Origin of the sequence: Halorubrum sp. Ib24, from assembly GCF_002252745.1 — an archaeon.
Taxonomy (GTDB): domain Archaea; phylum Halobacteriota; class Halobacteria; order Halobacteriales; family Haloferacaceae; genus Halorubrum.
The window spans coordinates 49,671-67,461 of the sequence record NZ_NHOX01000008.1 but is presented as its reverse complement, the minus strand read 5'-3'; the positions used below and the strand labels follow the sequence as shown (position 1 = coordinate 67,461).

Genomic DNA, 17,791 nt, shown 5'->3' with positions numbered 1-17,791 from the left:
GATCGCCCCCGGTCGCGGTCCGGTCCCCGCCCTACGCGACCCGGTCGCCGGCGGCGAACACCGCCGCCGGCTCCCGCCACGCCTCGACGTCTTCGGTCGGGTCCGCGTCGAGGAGGACGAGGTCGGCGCGGTACCCGGCCTCGACGCGGCCGACGTCGTCGAGCCCGAGCAGGTCGGCGGCGTTGACGGTGGCGGCCTCCAGCGCCGCCTCCGGGGAGAGGCCGTAGTCGACCATGTACGCCAGCTCTTGGGGAATGTCCTCGAAGAAATTGAACGGCGTGCCCGCGTCGGTGCCCATCGCGATCGGCACGTCGGCGTCGAGCGCGTGGTCCCACGCGTCGTCGAAGCGGTCGGCGGCGTCCTCGGCCTTCGCCACGGCGTCCTCGGGGATCCCGGCCTCGATCCCGTTGTCGACGATGCCGCGGAGCGCGCTCGCGGTCGGCACCCAGTAGGTGCCCCGGTCGGCCATCATTTCGGCGGCCTCACGGTCCATGAAGGTGCCGTGTTCGACGCTCGTGATCCCGGCCTCGACGGCGTTCTTGATCCCCGCTTCGCCGTGGGCGTGGGCCGCGGTCGGCGTGTCGGTCGGCGCGGCCGCGTCGGTGAACGCCGCCAGCTCCTCGGGCGTCAGCTCGGGGGCGCCCGTCACCGCGCCCTCGGTGAGGACGCCGCCGGTCGCCATGCACTTGAGCACGTCCGCGCCCGCCTTCAGCTGCTCGCGGGCCGCCTTCCGGACCTCCGCCGGCCCGTCGGCCTCGCGCCCGAACCAGTTGCCGTGGCCGCCCGTCATGATCACGTTGCGACCGCACGCGAGCACCCGCGCGCCGTCGAGTTCGCCCTCGGCGACCGCCTCGCCCGCGTCGAGCGCGAGCGTTCCTCTGCTCCCGAGGTCGCGGACCGTCGTGACTCCGGCCTCGACCGCCGCCCGCAGGTTGCTCGCGGCGCGGTAGCTCGCGGCGTAGTCGCTCTCCGACACCGCGGTCGAGACGTCCGGGCGGCCGTCCATCATCACGTGGACGTGCGCGTCGATCAGCCCGGGCGCGACGGTCTTCCGGGCGGCGTCGATCTCCTCGTCGACGTCACCCGCGTCGTCGACGTCGTCGCCGACCGCGACGATCTCGCCGTCCGCGATTGCCACGTCTGCCTCGCGACTCCCCGCCGCGTCGACGACCCGTCCGCCTCGGAGTACGTACATACCATATGGGGGACCGTTCGACGGGTAAACGCTCGGGTCGCGGTAGTCCGGAATTTACACTTGTTATCGTGTCACACACCATCAGTAATAAACCGACGGTCAAAGTCTCCGCACCCATGCCAACTCCTGACAACCCGGACCGTGGCGGCGGACTGTACGCGCGACGGATCGGCGAGCCGACCACGAGCGACGAGGTGAACGGTTACTGGCTGTTCGGGGTCGGCGTGCTGCTCGGGCTCGCCGGCGTCGCGCTGTTCTTCGTCACCGAGTCGGCGACGACGACCCCCGGCATCGCGTACGCGCTGACCGCGCTGGCGCCGCCGTTCGTCATGCTCGGGGCGGTGATACGCTTCCCGCTACGCCGGACCGGAACGTACCTCGGCTACCTCGGGACGGCGGTGAGCGTCCTCGGCGTCGTGTGGTTCGTGAACATCTTCCCCGATGGGTGGTTCACCGCCTCCGGCGATTCGACCGTGATCACGCTGTACGGGGTCGGGCTGCTCCTCATCGGGCTCGCGGGGACGGTCGTCCCGCTGCTCTCCGATCCGGTGTACGAGGACTACGAGCAGATGCGCGACGAGACGGCCGCCGCGACGGCGGAGCGCGACGAGACGAGCGCCGAACTGGAGGCCACCCGCGAGGAGCTCTCGTCGACGGAGGCTGACCTGGCGTCGGTCCGCGACGAACTGGCGTCGACGCGAGAGGAGTTGGCCGCCGCCGAGGAGCGCGCGGAGGACCTCGACGCGGAGGTCGCGGTCGCGCGCGACGAGGCGGCGTCGCTCCGCGAGAGCAAGGCCCGCTTCGAGCTGTTCACGGACGCGGGCGGGAAGCCGCGCTGGCGGCTCCGACACCGCAACGGGAACGTGATCGCGACGTCGGGCCAGGGGTACAGCAGCCGCGGGAAGGCACAGCAGGGGCTCCACAGCGTCCGGCGGAACGCGCGCGGCGCCGGGCTCCTCCGGATCGAGACGCCGGTCGAGGAGGCGGAGGCCGTCGCGGCCGACGACGGGCCGGAACCCGAGGACGCCGACGAGCCGGCCGTGGCGGTTCCGAGCGAGGACGAGGGGATCGAGAGCGCGGCGACGTTCGAGCTGTTCGAGGACGCGGGCGGGGAGTGGCGCTGGCGGCTCCGGCACCGCAACGGGAACATCGTGGCCGACTCCGGCCAGGGGTACGCCTCCCGGTCGAACGCGGTCGAGGCCGTCACGAACCTGAAGACGAACGCTCCGGGCGCCGGCGAGGAGACGGTCGCGTAGCGGTCGCCGGCCGAGCCGTTTTTTTTCAGCCGTTCAGGACGCCGCGAGCAGCTTCAGCCGCAGCTCGCGCTCGTCGACTTCGTACTTGAACGCCGGGTGCCCGTCGACCAGCACGTAGGGGACGCGTTCGCCGTACTCGTCGGCGAGTTCGGGGTCCTCGTCGACGTCGACCATCTCGAGGTCGATCGCCACGTCGAGCCCGGCGGCGGTCTCCTCGATCGTCTCCCGCGCGGCGTCACAAAGGGCGCAGTCCTCGCGGGTGTACACCGTGACCGGGACCGACGCGTCCGTATCGCTCATGCGAGCGGGTAGTGTCGTCGACGACGAGTCGCTTTCGGTCGCCGATCGGCGCCGCCGCGCGTCGGTGGACGCGACGCGGACTCGGTCCGCCTCAGAACACGTCGGGGTCGTCGCCGATCTGTCGCCGCCCGCTGATGATGCTCGGGGTGCCGCCCGTCTGGATGATGTTGAACGCGGTCATCAGGTCCGAGCGGGAGATGATCCCGACGAGCCGCTCCTGGCGGTCGACGACGGGCAGACGGCCGACGCCGTTCTCCTGCATCGTCTGGAGGGCGGTCATCGCGTCGGTCTCCGGGCCGACGGCGACGACGTTCGTCGCCATCACGTCGCCGACGGTGTACGCGTCGCGCTCCACCTCCCGGACCGACCGCGCGTCTTCCAGGGTCACCATCCCGACGAGGCTCTCGCCGCGGAGCACGGGGTACCCCGTGTGCCGCTCCTCGAACATCCGGCTCATCAGCTCGGCGACCGAGGTGTTCTCGCGCACGGTGTGGAGGTCCTCGCGGCCGGTCATCACGTCGCCGACGGTGACGTCCTCGAAGGCGGCCTTCAGCGTGGTCTGCTGGGCCTCGCCGGAGGCGGCGATGTAGATGAAGAAGGCGAGGACGATCAACAGCAGCTGGAAGTTGAACAGCCCGATGAGCCCCATGACGAACGCGAACGCCTTTCCGACCGCGGCGGCGCGCTGGGTCGCCTGCGCGTGCGGCTGGTTCCGGGCCAGGAGCGCGCGGAGGACGCGCCCGCCGTCCATCGGGAACGCCGGAAGCATGTTGAAGACGGCGAGCACCACGTTCAACAGCGCGAGGTAGCCGAACACGAACAACACCGCGTTCGACCCGACCGGCGCCAGGACGAACACGGCGTAACAGCCGGCGCCGACCGCGATGCTGACGACCGGCCCCGCGATCGCGATCCAGAACTCGTGTTTCCAGTCCTCGGGGAACTCGCTGAAGCTGGCGAGCCCGCCGAGCAGCCACAGCGTGATCGATTCGATCTCGTAGCCGTACCGCATGGCGACGATCGAGTGGCCGAACTCGTGGAGGAGGACGCCGGCGAACAGCCCGACCGCCGCCGCCAGCCCGAGGGCCCACGGCGTGAGCCCCCCGGCGAGCGCGGCCGGGTCGATGCCGGCGCCGAGCGACTCGTTCATCACGTCGGCGATCATCTCGATCTGCGAGCCGATGAGGTAGGCGAACAGCGGCAACACGATCAGGAACGTCCAGTTGAGCCTGACCGGGATCCCCAGCGCCGTCCCGATCTTGAGTCCACGCATGCCTCCGAATACGTCGGGTGGGAGGTTAAACGTCCTGACGCCGACGCTCCCGAGAACCCGCGACGGTGACTCGGCCCGACCGGCGCCGACGCGCGCCGCCGTCGTTTATAAACACCTTGCCGCCGATCGGTCGGTATGGGAGACTCCACTGACGCAGCGGCGAGCGCATCGGACGCGGTCCTGAAACGCGGCGACGAGGTCGGGTACGAGGCGGTCGACGCCGCGGACGGGCTCCGGAAGGGCGTGCTCTTAGACGAGTCGGACGGCGCCCCGCACTTCGCGATGCGGCGGTTCGAGATCGCGTCGGGCGCCGCGGTCCCGCGTCACACGAACGCGGTCGAACACGAGCAGTACGTGCTCGCCGGCGAGTACGTGGTCGGGATCGGCGAGACGGAGCACGCCGTTTCTCCGGGTGACGCGCTCCTCATCCCGGCCGGCGTCGAGCACTGGTACCGGAACGACGGCGACGAGACGGGGGCGTTCATCTGCGCGGTGCCGAACGGCGACGACGCGATCGAACTCGTCGAGTGACCCGTCGCTCCCTCGCCGCTCACTCGATCGTCCCGACCCGGTCGGCGACGTAGCCGAACTGGTCGCGGTAGCCGTACGGCGACAGCAACACGGGATAGAAGGGCTCGTCGGCGCGGAGCTGCTCGTCGCCGGCGGCCGCGAAGGCCTCGCCGACCTCGACGCGCTCGAAGTTGCGCGCGAACACCTCGTACCGCTCGGCGTCCGGCTTCGGGATCCGGTCGCGGAGCCGGAACACCTCGACGTCGTCGCGGCCGCCCGCGTCGACCACGTCTTCGGCCCCCGGCGCCGGGAGCGCCCCGGTGGCGGCCAGGAACGCCCGCGTCAGCCAGTAGGCGTTGTCCGCGGCCCCGTCGGACCCCTGCAGGCCGGCCTCCACCTCGAGCGTGTGCGGGTGCTCGATGAGCCGGCCCTCGGTGAAGGCGTCGGTCTCGATGACGACGTCGACAGGGAGGTGCGGAGCGACCGCGCGGGTGACCTCGTCCATCGAGTCGATCACCGCGAACGGCTCCGCGGACGACTGCGTCGAGTGGATCGCGAGGGTGGTACACCCCTCGACCTCGGGGAGGAGCTCGGCGGCCAGTCGCTCCTCGTGGGCGGCCGACTCCGGGTCGCCGGGGAACGCCCGGTTGAGGTCGGCGTCGAGGTAGCGCACACCGGCGTCGAGCGCCGCCTCGTTGGCGACGATCAGGCGCACGGGGCGCTCGACGTCGACGTCGCTGTCGAGGAGCCGTCGGACCGCGCGGGCGCCGCAGGGCTCGTCGCCGTGGATCGCGCCGACGACCGCGACCTCGGGCTCGCCCTCGCCCAGTTCGTACACGTCCATACCCGTCGGACGCGCTCGGCGGGTAAGTCGCGTTCGGATCGCCGCCGCGCTCGGACGGCGCGTCACCCCTCGTCGACGCCCCTCAGCCTCCCTCGTCGGCGCCCCTCAGTGCGCCTCGTCGACCCGCTCGGCGTACTCGTAGTCCGCCGGGTACGCCTCCGGGCGGGCGTCGTCCAGCGAGATCTTCCAGCCGTCGAGCGCGGCCGGATCGTCGAGCGCGGCCCGGAGCGCCGCGCGCACCTCGGCGACGTCGACGCCGTAGAAGTCGTCCGGGACGCCGCGGAGGTACTGCAGGGCGGTCTCGAACAGCGACCGCATCCCGTCGTCGTTCTCGAAGTCGACGTGCTTGTACGCGCCCGCGGCGACCTGCACCATCCCGTGGAGGAAGGCGCTCTCCGTCGTCCCGCTCCCGTAATTGTACCACTCGTCCTCGAAGCAGTCGTGCGACTCGTGGTACGCGCCGGCGTTGAACAGTCTGACGCCGTGTTCGGTCGCCCGGCGGAGCGTGGCGTGCTCCCAGTGGCCGCCGGCGACCCGGGCGTCGCCGGCGGGGTCGGCGTCCGCGTCGCCGTCGCCCGACCGGTCCGCCTCGTCGCCGCCCGCGTGCCACCCGGTCGGGTTCCCGAGCGCGGGAGCGACGCCGGGGTCCCGGGTGTGTTCGTCCATGCGAACGCCTCTCGGGCCCAACGACGTAACCGTTTCGCGGCCCGGGTCGCGCCCGACCGCGCGCGCGACGCGGCCGGGATCGAACGCCTCTTTCCTGCGGCCGACGTCGAACCGGTCGATGGACTTCCGGCTCCTCTCCGCGATCGGGGCCGCATTCGTGTGGGGGAGCTACATATTCGTGTTGAAGCGCTCGTTCTCGGGGTATCCGCCCGCCGGGCTCACGGTGCTGATAAACGCGGCGGCGATCGCGTGGTTCCTCCCGGTGACCGTCGCGACGAACGACCTCGGCGGGGCGGCGATCGCGAGCGACCCGCCCGCCGCGCCCGGGCGGATCGCCCGGTCGATGGCGGCGGTCGACCCAGCGGCGGTCGCCGTCGTCGCCGGGACCGCGGCGGCGACCGCGGCCGCGTTCGTGCTCTTCCTCCGGGCGATCGCTCTCGGCGACGTCTCCTACGTGACCCCGATCAACAAGGTCGTCCCGATGTTCGTGCTCCCGCTGGAGGTGCTGCTGCTCGGCGAGGTGCTCGCGCCGATCCAGGTCGCGGGCGTCGTCGTCGCCACGGCGGCCGTCTACGTGGCGAACTACGAGCCCGGGAGCCTGCTCGCGCCGCTGGTCGGCGCCGTCCACTCTCGGCCCGCTCAGCTCGCCCTGGTGAGCGCGGCGTGTTACGCCCTCGCCGACCTCGGGAAGCGCGTGGCCCTCCAGGAGCTCGCGATCCCCGGGACGCTGTGGGTGCCGCTGCTCCTCGCGGGGGCCGGGCTAGTGCTGCTCCCCGCCGCGATCCGGAATCCGCCCGCCGTGACCCGCCGCGACGCGCCGAAGTTCCTCGCGGCCGGCGCGCTCGTCGCGCTCGGCGAGCACCTGACCACCGTCGCGTTCGCGTCGCTCCCCGCGAGCGTCGCCTCGCCCGTGATCAACACGCAGGCGATTATCGCCGTCGTGCTCGGCGGGATCCTCCTCGGCGAGCGTTACTTCCGCGTCCGCCTCGTCGCCGCACTCCTCGCGGTCGTCGGCGTCTCGATGATCGCGCTGTGAGGGCGCGGCGAGTCCGCCCGTCCGACGCCGAATATATTATCATTAGATAATTGGGGTATATTTAAAAATTTAACATCTGATAAATAAAATAAGCGGTCGCATGCCACACGATACCTCACGGCGGAGCGTGCTCAAAGCGATCGGGGGGGCCGCGACCGTGCTCGGCATCGTCGGCACCGCCGCGGGGCGGGGCAACGCGCCCATCCCGCGGTTCGCCGCGTTCAACGTCGAAAACTTCGAGACGGGCCAGGTACAGGAGAAGGGCGACGAACACGCGGCGGCCGCCGCCCGCGTGATACAGGAGATCGACCCGGACGTGCTCGTCGTCAACGAGCTCGCGAACAACGTTCAGGAGGCGACGGTCGACGACTCCGTCCCCACGGATCAGACCAACGTCGAGGCGTTCGTCGACAACTACCTCAGCGAGCCGCAGAGGAAGAACCTGGAGGGGATCAAGTACGAGTACACCCTTCAGCCCGAGAGCAACACCGGACTCCTCTCGGAGGACGACTACGACTTCAACAAGGACGGCGTCGCCGGCGAGCGTCCCGACGACGCCTTCGGATTCGGGGTCTATCCCGGCCAGTACGCGTTCGGCATCGCGAGCAGGTACCCGTTCGACGAGGACGCGATCCGGTCGTTCCAGGAGCTCCTGTGGGCGGACATGCCCGACAACCTGATCCCGCTCGCGGACGACGACGGTGTCGACACCCCGGAAGGGAATATCTACCTGACCGAGGCGGAGCTTGGCGCCTTCCGGCTCTCCTCGAAGACGCACATCGACGTGCCGTTCGACGTCGACGGCGACACCGTCCACGGCCTGTTCTCACACCCGACGCCGACCGGCTTCGACGGAGCCAACAACTTCAACGGTCGCTGGAACCACGACGAGAACCGGTTCTGGGCGGACTACGTCTCCGGCGCGGACTACATCTACGACGACTCCGGAACGGAGGGCGGGCTTAGCGACGACGCCTCATACGTTCTCCTCGGCGACATGAACGCCGGCCCCGGCGACGAGCCGCTCGACCCGGCGACGAAGTACTTCATCGAGAACGACGACTTCGACAGCCGCAGCCTTCCCACCAGCCCCGGCGGGGCACAGAAGGGCGACCCGGACGCGACGGCGGACTTCGGCGAGTTCGGCATCGCCCACGTCGACTGGGTGCTTCCCTCGCCGGATCTCTCCCTGCGTTCGTCTTCTGTCGTCTGGCCGAGCGCGAACGCGAACAAGCGCGGGCTCTCGGACGACGTGACCGCCGCCTCCGACCACCGTCTCGTGTGGGCGGACGTCGCTCCGGAGTAACGGGTCCCGCGAGCGCGTCCCCCGCGGGTCGCCGGCGCGGAAATCGGTGGTTTAAATCTCCGCGGGGGCGTCGGTCCGCCTGCGTGCGAGGGTAGCCAAGCCCGGAAACGGCGGCGGACTCAAGATCCGCTCCTGTAGAGGTCCGTGGGTTCAAATCCCTCCCCTCGCATCGCCGGGGTCCACCCCCGTGATGCGGAAGACGCTCTCGGAGCGCTCTTCCCTCGCAAAATCTCACACTCGATTCACTCCTAGCCGCCGGCGTCGCCAAGCCCGGAAACGGCGGCGGACTCAAGATCCGCTCCTGTAGAGGTCTCGTGAGCGAGCACCGCGAGCGAACGAGAGCACGCGAGTCGCAGCCGGCGAGTGAAGCGAGCCGGACCGTCTCGCGGAGGTCCGTGGGTTCAAATCCCTCCCCTCGCATGAGCGCGTCCACAACGCGCGAATGCACAAGGGGGGAGGATTTGAATCAGGGAGCGCCTCTGGCGCGACCGTGGTTCAAATCCCTCCCCTCGCATCGCCGGGGTCCACCCCCGTGATGCGGAAGACGCTCTCGGAGCGCTCTTCCCTCGCAAAATCTCACACTCGAACCGACGAGCCGCGGGAAGGTCACTTCGTCGTCTTATGCCCTTTACGCACCGGTTTGCCGACGGTCCGCCAGCGCGAGCCCGGCGAAGACGACGACGGCCAGCTGGACGCCGACGCCGACGGCGGAGCCGACCCCGGCGACCGCGTTCGTGAGGACGCGGTTCGGATCGAGGACGACCAGCAGGGCGGCGCTCGCGACGAGGTACGCGACCGCGGCGACGACGCCCGTCGCCAGCGCGGTCGACCCGTCGCCGTCGGTCGACGCCCGGCGACTCCCGCCCGCGACGGCGACGCCGAGCAGGAGGCCGTAGATCAAGAGGAACGAGACGAAGCGCCCGCCGAGCGTGTACAGCGCGATGCGCTCCGCCGACGGACTCGGTATCGACGACCCGACGAGCAGGGCGGCGGAGCGACGCGTCACGGCGGTCGCGACCGCGGCGACGCCGCGACCGCGGGGGTATCGGGGGACAAGTTCATGACGGCGAGCGGTGCGGCCGCGAGCCACGAGTGCTTTCGCCGCGATCGTTCCGCGGCCGCCCTGCCGCCCGTCCGAGCGCCATGCCTTTTTATCCATACCGTCGACGGACCACCATTTGACCGAACGGACCACGCGGACTGGCTCCGCGTCGCCGGCCGGCGTCGGCGTCGCGGGCCTCGCGGGGTGTAGGCGCGCATCGGCGGCGACCCGTCGGCGACTGCGACGACGGACTCCGACTTCGAGGGCGTCGACCTCCCGCTGGCCCTCGACGACCGGCGCAGTCGCCCGACGGACTCGCCTCGCAGTTCACATGGGGCTCCGGAACCACGGCCACATCGACGCGACGGTTCCGGAGACCGTGGAAGGAGCGTGGGCGTGCCGGCGAACCGCCGGCGACCACACCGCTCGAAGGGAAGCCCGATGCGGGCGCCCTCGGCACGTCCTCGTCGCCGACGACACGGGCCGCGTCCAGTCGATCGCGACCGACGGGGAGCCGAACTGGTCGACCTCGATCTCCGACGACGCCCGCGGGAGCCACGGCACTCCCGCGATCGCGGACGGCACGGCGTACGTGGGGACCTACGACGGCGTCGTCTCCGCGGTGTCGGTCGCGGACGGCGAGATCCTGTGGCAGACCGACGTCGGCGACGCGGCCGCCGCCAGCCCGACCTACCACGAGGGGCGGCTGTACGTCGCCGTCGAGTACGCGACGCCGAGCGGGACGGTCGTCGTCATGGACGCCGAGACCGGCGACGTGGAGTGGCGCGACGACCGGCCGACAGACCACCCGCACTCGACGGTCGCCGTCGACTTGGAGCGCGACCGCTTCCTCTTCGGCTCGAACGACGGTCACGTCTACGCGTGGTCGGTCTCCGACCGCGAGCGCGCCTGGACCTACGACACCGGCGGCGACGTCAAGGCGCCGATCGCGGTCAGTCGCCGGATCGCGGTGGTCCCGTCGTGGGCGGAGACGGTCACCGCCGTCGACGTCGCCGACGGCACGGGGCTCTGGGAGTTCGAGACCGACGACATGGTCATGTGCGCGCCCGCGGTTCACGACGGGACGGTCTACGTGGGGAGCCACGACGGCAACGTGTACGCGATCGACCTCGCGACCGGCGAGGAGGAGTGGTCCACCCCGGTGAACGGCTGGGCGACGGGCAGCGTGACCGCGACGAACGAACACGTGCTCGCCGGCTCCTACGACGCGCACCTCTACGCGCTCGACCGCGCGGACGGCTCGGTGACGTGGGCCGTCGAGGGGAAGGGCGACGTCACCAGCGCACCGCTCGTCACCGACGACGCGGTCTACTACGCCGAGCGCGCCCCGGAGGACTCCGACGAGGCCGGGATGTGCTACAAGCTCGCCGCGCCGGAGTAGCGCGGTCGGCGCCCCGCCTCGGCTCCACGGTCGACTTCCGACGGCGACCCGTCTGGGACTCGCCGCCGACTTCCGACGGCGACCGTCGGTGCGCCGCGTAACGTCACGAACGTCCACTTGAAACGGAGGGTCCGAAACGGTTTTGCCGGCCCCTGACGGACGGTCGATATGCCAACGGATCCCGACACAGGGTACGACCCGTCGCTGGGTCGGAAGTTCGTGTTCGTCACCGGCGGCGTCATGTCCGGGCTGGGGAAGGGGATCACCGCCGCCAGCACCGGGCGGCTCCTCGCGAACGCGGGCTTCGACGTCACCGCGGTGAAGGTGGACCCCTATCTCAACGTCGACGCCGGGACGATGAACCCCTACGAGCACGGCGAGGTGTACGTGCTCAAGGACGGCGGCGAGGTCGACCTCGACCTGGGCAACTACGAGCGCTTCCTCGGCACCGACATGACGTTCGACCACAACGTCACCACGGGGAAGACGTACCAGCACGTCATCGAGCGCGAGCGCGCCGGCGACTACCTCGGCAAGACCGTCCAGATCATCCCGCACGTCACCGACGACATCAAGCGGCGCATCCGCGAGGCCGCCGAGGGGTCCGACGTCTGTCTCGTCGAGATCGGCGGCACGGTCGGCGACATCGAGTCGATGCCCTTCCTCGAGGCGCTCCGGCAGTTCGCCCACGAGGAGGACGACGAGGACATCCTCTTCACCCACGTCACGCTCGTCCCCTACTCGAAGAACGGCGAACAGAAGACGAAGCCGACCCAGCACTCGGTGAAGGAGCTGCGCTCGATCGGGCTCCAGCCCGACATCCTGGTCGGCCGCTCCGAGGACCGGCTGGACCGGGAGACGAAAGAGAAGATCGCCCTGTTCTGCGACGTGCCCACGGACGCCGTCTTCTCGAACCCGGACGTCGAGGACATCTACCACGTCCCGCTGATGGTGGAAGACGAGGGGTTAGACGAGCACGTGATGGAGCGGCTCGGCCTCGCCGAGGAGGCGCTCCCGAAGGCGGAGCGCTCGACGGAGTGGCGCGAGCTGGTCACCCGCGACCGCGACGAGGAGCTCGACGTCGCCCTCGTCGGCAAGTACGCCCTCGAAGACGCGTACATGTCGATCCACGAGGCGCTGAAACACGCCGGGATCCAGACCGGGACCGAGGTGAACGTGCTCTGGGTCGACGCCGACGAGACCACCGAGCGCCACGAGGAGCGGCTCGCGTCCGCCGACGCGGTCGTCGTCCCCGGCGGGTTCGGCTCCCGCGGCACGGACGGGAAGATCGAGGCCGTGCGGTACGCCCGCGAGAACGACGTCCCCTTCCTCGGGCTCTGCCTGGGCTTCCAGATGGCGGTCGTCGAGCACGCGCGCCACGTGCTCGGGCTGGAGGGCGCGCACTCCGCCGAGATCGACCCGGACACGCCCTATCCGGTCATCGACCTGCTGCCGGAACAGTACGAGACGGAGGACATGGGCGGGACGATGCGGCTCGGGGCCCACGAGACCGCCATCGAGCCCGGCACGCTCGCGGCGCGGGTGTACGACGCCGACTCCTGCACGGAGCGTCACCGCCACCGCTACGAGGTGAACCCCGAGTACATCGAGGAGCTGGAGGCCGACGGGCTGACCTTCTCCGGGCGCGCCGACAACCGGATGGAGATCTTAGAGCGCCCGGACCACCCGTTCTTCTTCGGGACGCAGGCGCACCCCGAGTTCCGGTCGCGGCCGGACCGCGCGAGCCCGCCGTTCGTCGCCCTCGTGGAGGCGGCGCTGGGATCGACGGACACAACCGAGCGGAACGCGGACGTGAGGCTATAGATGGTCGAGACGGAGGCATTCATCGACGAGGCGATAACCGAGATCCGGGAGGCGATCGGCGACGCGAACGCCGTGATCGCCCTCTCCGGCGGGGTCGACTCCTCGGTCGCGGCGACGCTCGCGTACGAGGCGGTCGGCGACCAGCTCACCCCCGTCTACGTCGACACGGGGCTGATGCGGAAGGGCGAGACGGCGGAGATCCGCGACACGTTCTCGTTCATGGAGTCGCTGCGGGTGATCGAGGCGCAGGACCGCTTCTTCGAGCGGCTGGCGGGCGTCACCGACCCCGAGGAGAAGCGCCACGTCATCGGCGAGGGGTTCATCGACGAGTTCGAGGGCGTCGCCCGCGACGCCGACGCCGACTACCTCGTGCAGGGGACGATCTACCCCGACCGCATCGAGTCCGAGGGGAACATCAAGTCGCACCACAACGTCGGCGGGCTCCCCGAGGTCGTCGACTTCGAGCGCATAGTCGAACCGGTCCGCGACCTGTACAAAGACGAGGTCCGCGAGGTCGCCCGCGAACTCGGCTTGGAGGAGATCATCTCCGAGCGCATGCCGTTCCCCGGCCCCGGGCTCGCCGTCCGCATCGTCGGCGAGGTGACCCCGGAGAAGGCCGCGGTCGCCCGCGAGGCGACGCACGTCGTCGAGGAGGAGCTGGAGGAGTACGACCCGTGGCAGGCGTTCGCCGCGGTCCTCGGGAAGGCGACCGGGGTGAAAGGCGACAACCGCGTCCACGGCTGGGTCGTCGCCGTGCGCTCGTTCGAGAGCCGCGACGGGATGACCGCCCGCGCGCAGGAGCTCGACTGGAGCACGCTCCAGCGGATCCAGAGCCGGATCACCGGCGAGAACGAGAGCGTCGCCCGCGTCGTCTACGACGTGACTCACAAGCCGCCCGCGACGATCGAGTACGAGTGATGGCGGGCGAATCCGCTCGCCCCGACGGCGGTCGGGCCGAGGGCGACCGCGCCGGCGAGACGGGCCCTGACGGCGGCGCGCTCGCCGTCGTCGCCGGCCCCGACGAGCACGGCCTCGGCGAGGAGCTGGCCGCGCTCGGCGTCGAAATCCGCCGGATCGACGGGCTCGTCACCGCCGACGCGCTCACCGACGCCGGCATCGCCGACGCCGCCTACTTCGTCCTCACCGACGTCGAGGAGGCGACCGGGATCCCGATCGCTAAGGAGCTGCACCCGGGCGTCCTCGCCGTGACGTACGCCGAGCGGTCCCTGCCGGAGTTCGTCGCGGGCGTCGCCGACCTCGCGATCGACCCGGCCCTGATGGACGCCGCGACCGTCGCCGAGGAGCTGGTCGACGGCGCCGCCGACCGCGCGGCGTAGTCGGGTCACCACGCCGACCCCGGCCCCGAAGCCGACATTTATAAGAAACGCGAGTATTCTTCGAATCGGACTGTTGTTCGACATCGAAATTTCAGTCGTCGTCGCCGGTCCGGCGAGAACGCCGTTTCTGCGGGTTTTTGCCCGCGTACGCTCGTGTCTCCGACTCACGCCGGTCACCGTCGAACTCACCGAGAATAGCCCTCTGAAATCCATTTAAACGGCGTTTAGCGGACGGTAAGTCCCAGATCTGCGTTCAGTTCCCGGCTCGTCGACGTTTTGTACCTCGAAATGACTGGTATCTCATTTACTATTTGTTTTGAAACATCCTCTCTCTGCGCGACCGCCGCCGCGGTTCCGCGAGCAGTAGCATTATTTCGGTGTGCACCGTACTATGGTGTGTTATGTCACAGCAAGAGATCGAAGAGGAGCTGTACGTCGACCAGTACACGCTCGGGCTGGTGGGTCCCGATCAAGAGTGGGCCGGCACCGTCGCCGACGGCGGCACGGTGACGACGTACACGCCGCCGGGCTGTTGGGGGCCGATGGTCACCCCCTCGTTCCGGGGCGGTCACGAGGTGACGCGACCGATCCGCGTCGAGGGCGCCGAGGTGGGCGACGCCGTCGCGATCCGCATCCGCGACGTGGAGGTGACGAGCCTGGCGACGAGCACGGGGTCGATGGCCGAACGCGAGGAGGCGTTCCGCGACGACCCGTTCGTCGACCACCGCTGTCCGGAGTGCGGGACGACGTGGCCCGACTCCTACGTCGAGGGGACCGGCGAAGACGCGATCCGTTGCGCCGAGTGCGGCGCCAACGCCTCGTCGTTCGGCTTCGAGTACGGCTACACCGTCGCGTTCGACCACGAGAACGCGGTCGGCGTCACGCTCGACGAGGAGGGGGCCCACGAGCTCGCGCTCGACGCCGACGAGGTGATGGACATCCCCGAGAACTCCCGGCAACACCCGATCCTGCTGTACGAGCCGGACGGCATGCCCGGCACGCTCGGTCGCCTCCGGCCGTTTATCGGCAACATCGGGACGACGCCGTCGGTGACGATGCCCGACTCGCACAACGCGGGCGACTTCGGGCAGAGCCTCATCGGCGCCGACCACGACTACGGCGTCGAGACCGAGGCGGACCTCGAGAAGCGCACCGACGGCCACATGGACATCCCGGAGGTCCGGCCGGGCGCCACGCTGATCTGCCCCGTCGACGTCGACGGCGCCGGGATCTACGTCGGCGACCTCCACGCGAACCAGGGGGACGGCGAGCTCTCCCTCCACACCACCGACGTGAGCGGCACCGTCACCATGGACGTGGAGGTGATCGAGGGGCTCGAACTCGACGGCCCCGTGCTGCTCCCGAACGAGGAGGACCTCCCGTTCATCAGCGCGCCGTACACCGACGCCGAGCGCGAGGCGGGCCGCGAGCTCGGCGCCGAGCACGGCGTCGAGACGGAGACGGAGATGGCGCCGATTCAGGTCGTCGGCTCCGGCGCCACCGTCAACGACGCCACGCAGAACGCCTTCGACCGCGCGACGAAGCTCCTGGACATGAGCGAGGGCGAGGTCCGCGGGCGCTGCACGTTCACCGGGGGCGTCCAGGTCGGGCGGCTCCCGGGCGTCGTCCAGCTTGACATGCTGGCGCCGCTCGCCGTCCTCGAAGACCGCGGCCTCGACGGGGCGGTCCGCGACCAGTACGACCTGTAACGCCGCCGTCGGGCTACGCGTCCGTCTTCCCCGTCGGCCTACTCCTCCGGTTCCGTCGCCTCGCAGTCACAGCCCCCCGACGAGAGCAGGTCGGCGACGCCGTACCGCGAGCCGCAGTCCGTACAGAGCACGCTCACGTCCACCAGCACCCGGAACTCCCCGAGCGTGAGCGCCGGGGTCTTCCGGAGTCCCCGGAGCTTCGACTCCGCGACCGAGACCAGCCGACCGCGGAGCTTCCCGATGGCCCGGGCCGCGGTCGTCGCGCGGTCGCCGTCGTCGGGCTCGTACTCCGCGCCGCGGTGGTCTTGGAGGTAGCTCCGGACGGCTTGGTACGTGACCACGTCGCAGTCGAGGGCGTCGACGTCGACCCCGTCGCGTTCGAGCCGCCGGCGGAGCTGCGTCCGGTCGGCGGCGGCGACGTCGTCGCTCGTCAGCGAGCGCACCACCGCGTCCAGCTCCCGCGCCGACAGGCGCACCCCGGTCTCGTCGAGCCGCGACTCGACGAGCGCGCGGTTGAACTCGTACGCGAGGTCGCGCAGGCTCGTGTGGTCGTCGCCGGTCGCCGTCCACCGCGCTTCCAGCTCGTCGCCGACGCCGTCTAAGTCGTACTCGTCGACGAGGCGCGCCACCTTGTTCCGGCGCCCGCCGCTCGTATCGGTCATTCGTTGGTACCACAGTCGGGCAGCGATATAGGCGTTACCGTGGCCCCGAGGGGCGGCGGCGGGACCGCTCGAAGACGGCGCCGCGACCCCCCGCCGGCCCGCGCCGAACGGCACCTATATGCCACCGCTCCCGGATCCGTCGGACACGCAATGATGCGCCACGACGTCGCCATCGTCGGCGGCGGCTGCGTCGGCCTGTCGGTCGCCAAACACCTCGCCGAGCGAACCGACCTCGACGTCGCCGTCCTAGAGAAGGAACACCACCTCGCCGCCCACCAGAGCGGTCGGAACTCCGGCGTGCTCCATCCCGGGTTCAACTACCCGCCGGGCTCGAAGAAGGCGCGGTTCGCCACCGAGGGCACCGCCCGGATGAAGGCGTACTGCGAGGAGCACGACGTCCCCTGCGAGGAGCTGGGCGTCCTCGTCGTCGCGACGGACGACGAGGAGGAGGCGCGGCTCGACGACCTCGCCGAGCGGGCCGAGGCCAACGGCGTCGCCTACGAGCTGCTCGACTCCCGCGAGGCGATCCGCGAGCACGAGCCGCACGCGGAGGGCCAGGCCGCGTTCCACGCCCCGGAGGCCGCCTCCGTCGACTCCGAGCAGTACGTCTACGCGCTCGCCCGCGAGGCCCGTGACCTCGGGGTTACCATTTATACGGGCTACGAGGTCTCGCGGATCGAGGAGGCGGCCGAGGGGTACCGGCTCGACACGAGCAACGGCCGTTTCGAGGTCTCCTCCCTCGTCAACGCCGCCGGGCTCCACGCCGACACGCTGGCCCACCAGGTCGGCGTCGGCGAGGAGTACCAAGTGGTCCCGTTCCGCGGCGAGTACTACGAGGTGCGGCCCGAGCGCGCCGAGCTCTGCGAGACGATGATCTACCCGACGCCGAACCCCGAGCTCCCTTTCCTCGGCGTCCACTACACCCGCCGCACGGACGGGAAGGTGATCGTCGGCCCGAACGCGGTCCTCGCGTTCGGCCGCGAGGCGTACGACAACACCGACGTCGACCCCCGCGAACTGCTGGAGACGCTCACCTACGGCGGCTTCCGGCGGCTGCTCGCCTCGCCGCTGATGCTCTCGGTCGCGTGGGCGGAGCTGAACAAGTCGTACCGGAAGGAGAAGTTCGCGGCGGCCTCTCAGAAGCTCGTCCCCGACGTGCGCGCCGAGGACCTCCGGAAGAGCTACGCCGGGATCCGCGCGCAGCTCGTGAGCGCCGACGGCGAGCTGGTGAAAGAGCCGCTGTTCGTCGAGCGCGAGGACGCCGTCCACGTCCTCAACGCCGTCTCCCCCGGACTGACCTCCTCGCTGCCGTTCGGCGAGCACATCGCGGAGCGGCTCGCGGCGAAGGTGACCGTTTAAGTCCCGGCCGGCCGACGTTGCGACCGGCACTCACGGGGCGGCGCCGGAGCCCGGGCTCCCCACCGCACGC

At 70.4% G+C, this 17,791-nt stretch carries 16 protein-coding genes, 2 tRNA genes and 1 pseudogene; 12 read left to right on the top strand and 7 right to left on the bottom strand.

Annotation, left to right across the window (positions count from 1 at the left end; all coding sequences use genetic code 11):
- Positions 1–31 precede the first annotated feature (31 nt).
- Complete coding sequence (locus DJ82_RS01655) at positions 32–1,195, bottom strand: amidohydrolase family protein (RefSeq protein ID WP_094527305.1); 1,164 nt, start codon at positions 1,193–1,195, stop codon at positions 32–34.
- 116 nt (positions 1,196–1,311) lie between these two features.
- Here DJ82_RS01655 and DJ82_RS01650 point away from each other — a divergent pair.
- Positions 1,312–2,430: pseudogene (locus DJ82_RS01650) on the top strand (DUF1508 domain-containing protein); the annotation flags it as partial.
- Positions 2,431–2,484: 54 nt separating this feature from the next.
- Here the strand turns inward: DJ82_RS01650 and DJ82_RS01645 are convergent.
- Both DJ82_RS01645 and DJ82_RS01640 read right to left on the bottom strand, forming a co-directional pair.
- Complete coding sequence (locus DJ82_RS01645) at positions 2,485–2,751, bottom strand: glutaredoxin family protein (protein ID WP_094580907.1); 267 nt, start codon at positions 2,749–2,751, stop codon at positions 2,485–2,487.
- Positions 2,752–2,842: 91 nt separating this feature from the next.
- On the bottom strand, positions 2,843–4,024 hold the full coding sequence (locus DJ82_RS01640; protein WP_094523777.1) for a M50 family metallopeptidase: 1,182 nt from the start codon (positions 4,022–4,024) through the stop codon (positions 2,843–2,845).
- A gap of 135 nt (positions 4,025–4,159) precedes the next feature.
- On the opposite strand from DJ82_RS01640, the gene DJ82_RS01635 reads away from it, so the two are divergent.
- On the top strand, positions 4,160–4,555 hold the full coding sequence (locus DJ82_RS01635; RefSeq protein WP_094580906.1) for a cupin domain-containing protein: 396 nt from the start codon (positions 4,160–4,162) through the stop codon (positions 4,553–4,555).
- Between the two features lie 19 nt (positions 4,556–4,574).
- On the opposite strand, the gene DJ82_RS01630 is transcribed toward DJ82_RS01635, so the two are convergent.
- Both DJ82_RS01630 and DJ82_RS01625 read right to left on the bottom strand, forming a co-directional pair.
- The gene (locus DJ82_RS01630) at positions 4,575–5,378 is read right to left on the bottom strand and encodes a succinylglutamate desuccinylase/aspartoacylase family protein (protein ID WP_094523779.1); all 804 of its coding nucleotides are present in this window, start codon (positions 5,376–5,378) and stop codon (positions 4,575–4,577) included.
- A 105-nt stretch (positions 5,379–5,483) separates the two neighbouring features.
- Complete coding sequence (locus DJ82_RS01625; protein ID WP_094580905.1) at positions 5,484–6,044, bottom strand: DUF309 domain-containing protein; 561 nt, start codon at positions 6,042–6,044, stop codon at positions 5,484–5,486.
- Between the two features lie 118 nt (positions 6,045–6,162).
- Here DJ82_RS01625 and DJ82_RS01620 point away from each other — a divergent pair, with 118 nt between their 5' ends.
- The 4 genes from DJ82_RS01620 to DJ82_RS01605 all read left to right on the top strand — a co-directional run bounded on the left by DJ82_RS01620 (position 6,163) and on the right by DJ82_RS01605 (position 8,748).
- Positions 6,163–7,080: an EamA family transporter gene (locus DJ82_RS01620; protein ID WP_094580904.1), complete on the top strand. Its 918-nt coding sequence runs from the start codon at positions 6,163–6,165 to the stop codon at positions 7,078–7,080.
- A gap of 100 nt (positions 7,081–7,180) precedes the next feature.
- Positions 7,181–8,386, top strand: coding sequence for an endonuclease/exonuclease/phosphatase family protein (locus tag DJ82_RS01615; RefSeq protein WP_094580903.1), 1,206 nt, complete (start codon positions 7,181–7,183; stop codon positions 8,384–8,386).
- Positions 8,387–8,471: 85 nt separating this feature from the next.
- A tRNA-Leu gene (locus tag DJ82_RS01610) sits at positions 8,472–8,555 on the top strand.
- An 85-nt stretch (positions 8,556–8,640) separates the two neighbouring features.
- Positions 8,641–8,748: transfer RNA gene (locus DJ82_RS01605), tRNA-Leu, on the top strand.
- 266 nt (positions 8,749–9,014) lie between these two features.
- Here DJ82_RS01605 and DJ82_RS01600 read toward each other — a convergent pair.
- Positions 9,015–9,545: a hypothetical protein gene (locus DJ82_RS01600; protein WP_241881370.1), complete on the bottom strand. Its 531-nt coding sequence runs from the start codon at positions 9,543–9,545 to the stop codon at positions 9,015–9,017.
- A 214-nt stretch (positions 9,546–9,759) separates the two neighbouring features.
- Between DJ82_RS01600 and DJ82_RS01595 the strand changes: the two genes are divergently transcribed.
- The 5 genes from DJ82_RS01595 to DJ82_RS01575 all read left to right on the top strand — a co-directional run bounded on the left by DJ82_RS01595 (position 9,760) and on the right by DJ82_RS01575 (position 15,700).
- Positions 9,760–10,830, top strand: a complete 1,071-nt coding sequence (locus DJ82_RS01595; RefSeq protein WP_094580902.1) for a PQQ-binding-like beta-propeller repeat protein — start codon at positions 9,760–9,762, stop codon at positions 10,828–10,830.
- A gap of 168 nt (positions 10,831–10,998) precedes the next feature.
- Complete coding sequence (locus DJ82_RS01590) at positions 10,999–12,654, top strand: CTP synthase (protein WP_094523785.1); 1,656 nt, start codon at positions 10,999–11,001, stop codon at positions 12,652–12,654.
- A complete protein-coding gene (gene guaA / locus DJ82_RS01585) occupies positions 12,655–13,572 on the top strand; it encodes a glutamine-hydrolyzing GMP synthase (RefSeq protein WP_094580901.1) in 918 nt (305 codons plus the stop codon).
- Positions 13,572–13,991, top strand: coding sequence for a CTP synthetase (locus DJ82_RS01580; RefSeq protein WP_241881368.1), 420 nt, complete (start codon positions 13,572–13,574; stop codon positions 13,989–13,991). Before guaA ends, DJ82_RS01580 begins: the two co-directional genes overlap by 1 nt.
- 401 nt (positions 13,992–14,392) lie before the next feature.
- Positions 14,393–15,700 carry an acetamidase/formamidase family protein gene (locus DJ82_RS01575; RefSeq protein ID WP_094557470.1) on the top strand — a complete coding sequence of 436 codons (1,308 nt, stop codon included), beginning with the start codon at positions 14,393–14,395 and terminating at the stop codon, positions 15,698–15,700.
- Between the two features lie 38 nt (positions 15,701–15,738).
- On the opposite strand, the gene rdfA is transcribed toward DJ82_RS01575, so the two are convergent.
- On the bottom strand, positions 15,739–16,362 hold the full coding sequence (gene rdfA / locus DJ82_RS01570; protein ID WP_094580900.1) for a rod-determining factor RdfA: 624 nt from the start codon (positions 16,360–16,362) through the stop codon (positions 15,739–15,741).
- A 150-nt stretch (positions 16,363–16,512) separates the two neighbouring features.
- On the opposite strand from rdfA, the gene lhgO reads away from it, so the two are divergent.
- Complete coding sequence (lhgO, locus tag DJ82_RS01565) at positions 16,513–17,721, top strand: L-2-hydroxyglutarate oxidase (RefSeq protein WP_094523789.1); 1,209 nt, start codon at positions 16,513–16,515, stop codon at positions 17,719–17,721.
- Positions 17,722–17,791 lie beyond the last annotated feature (70 nt).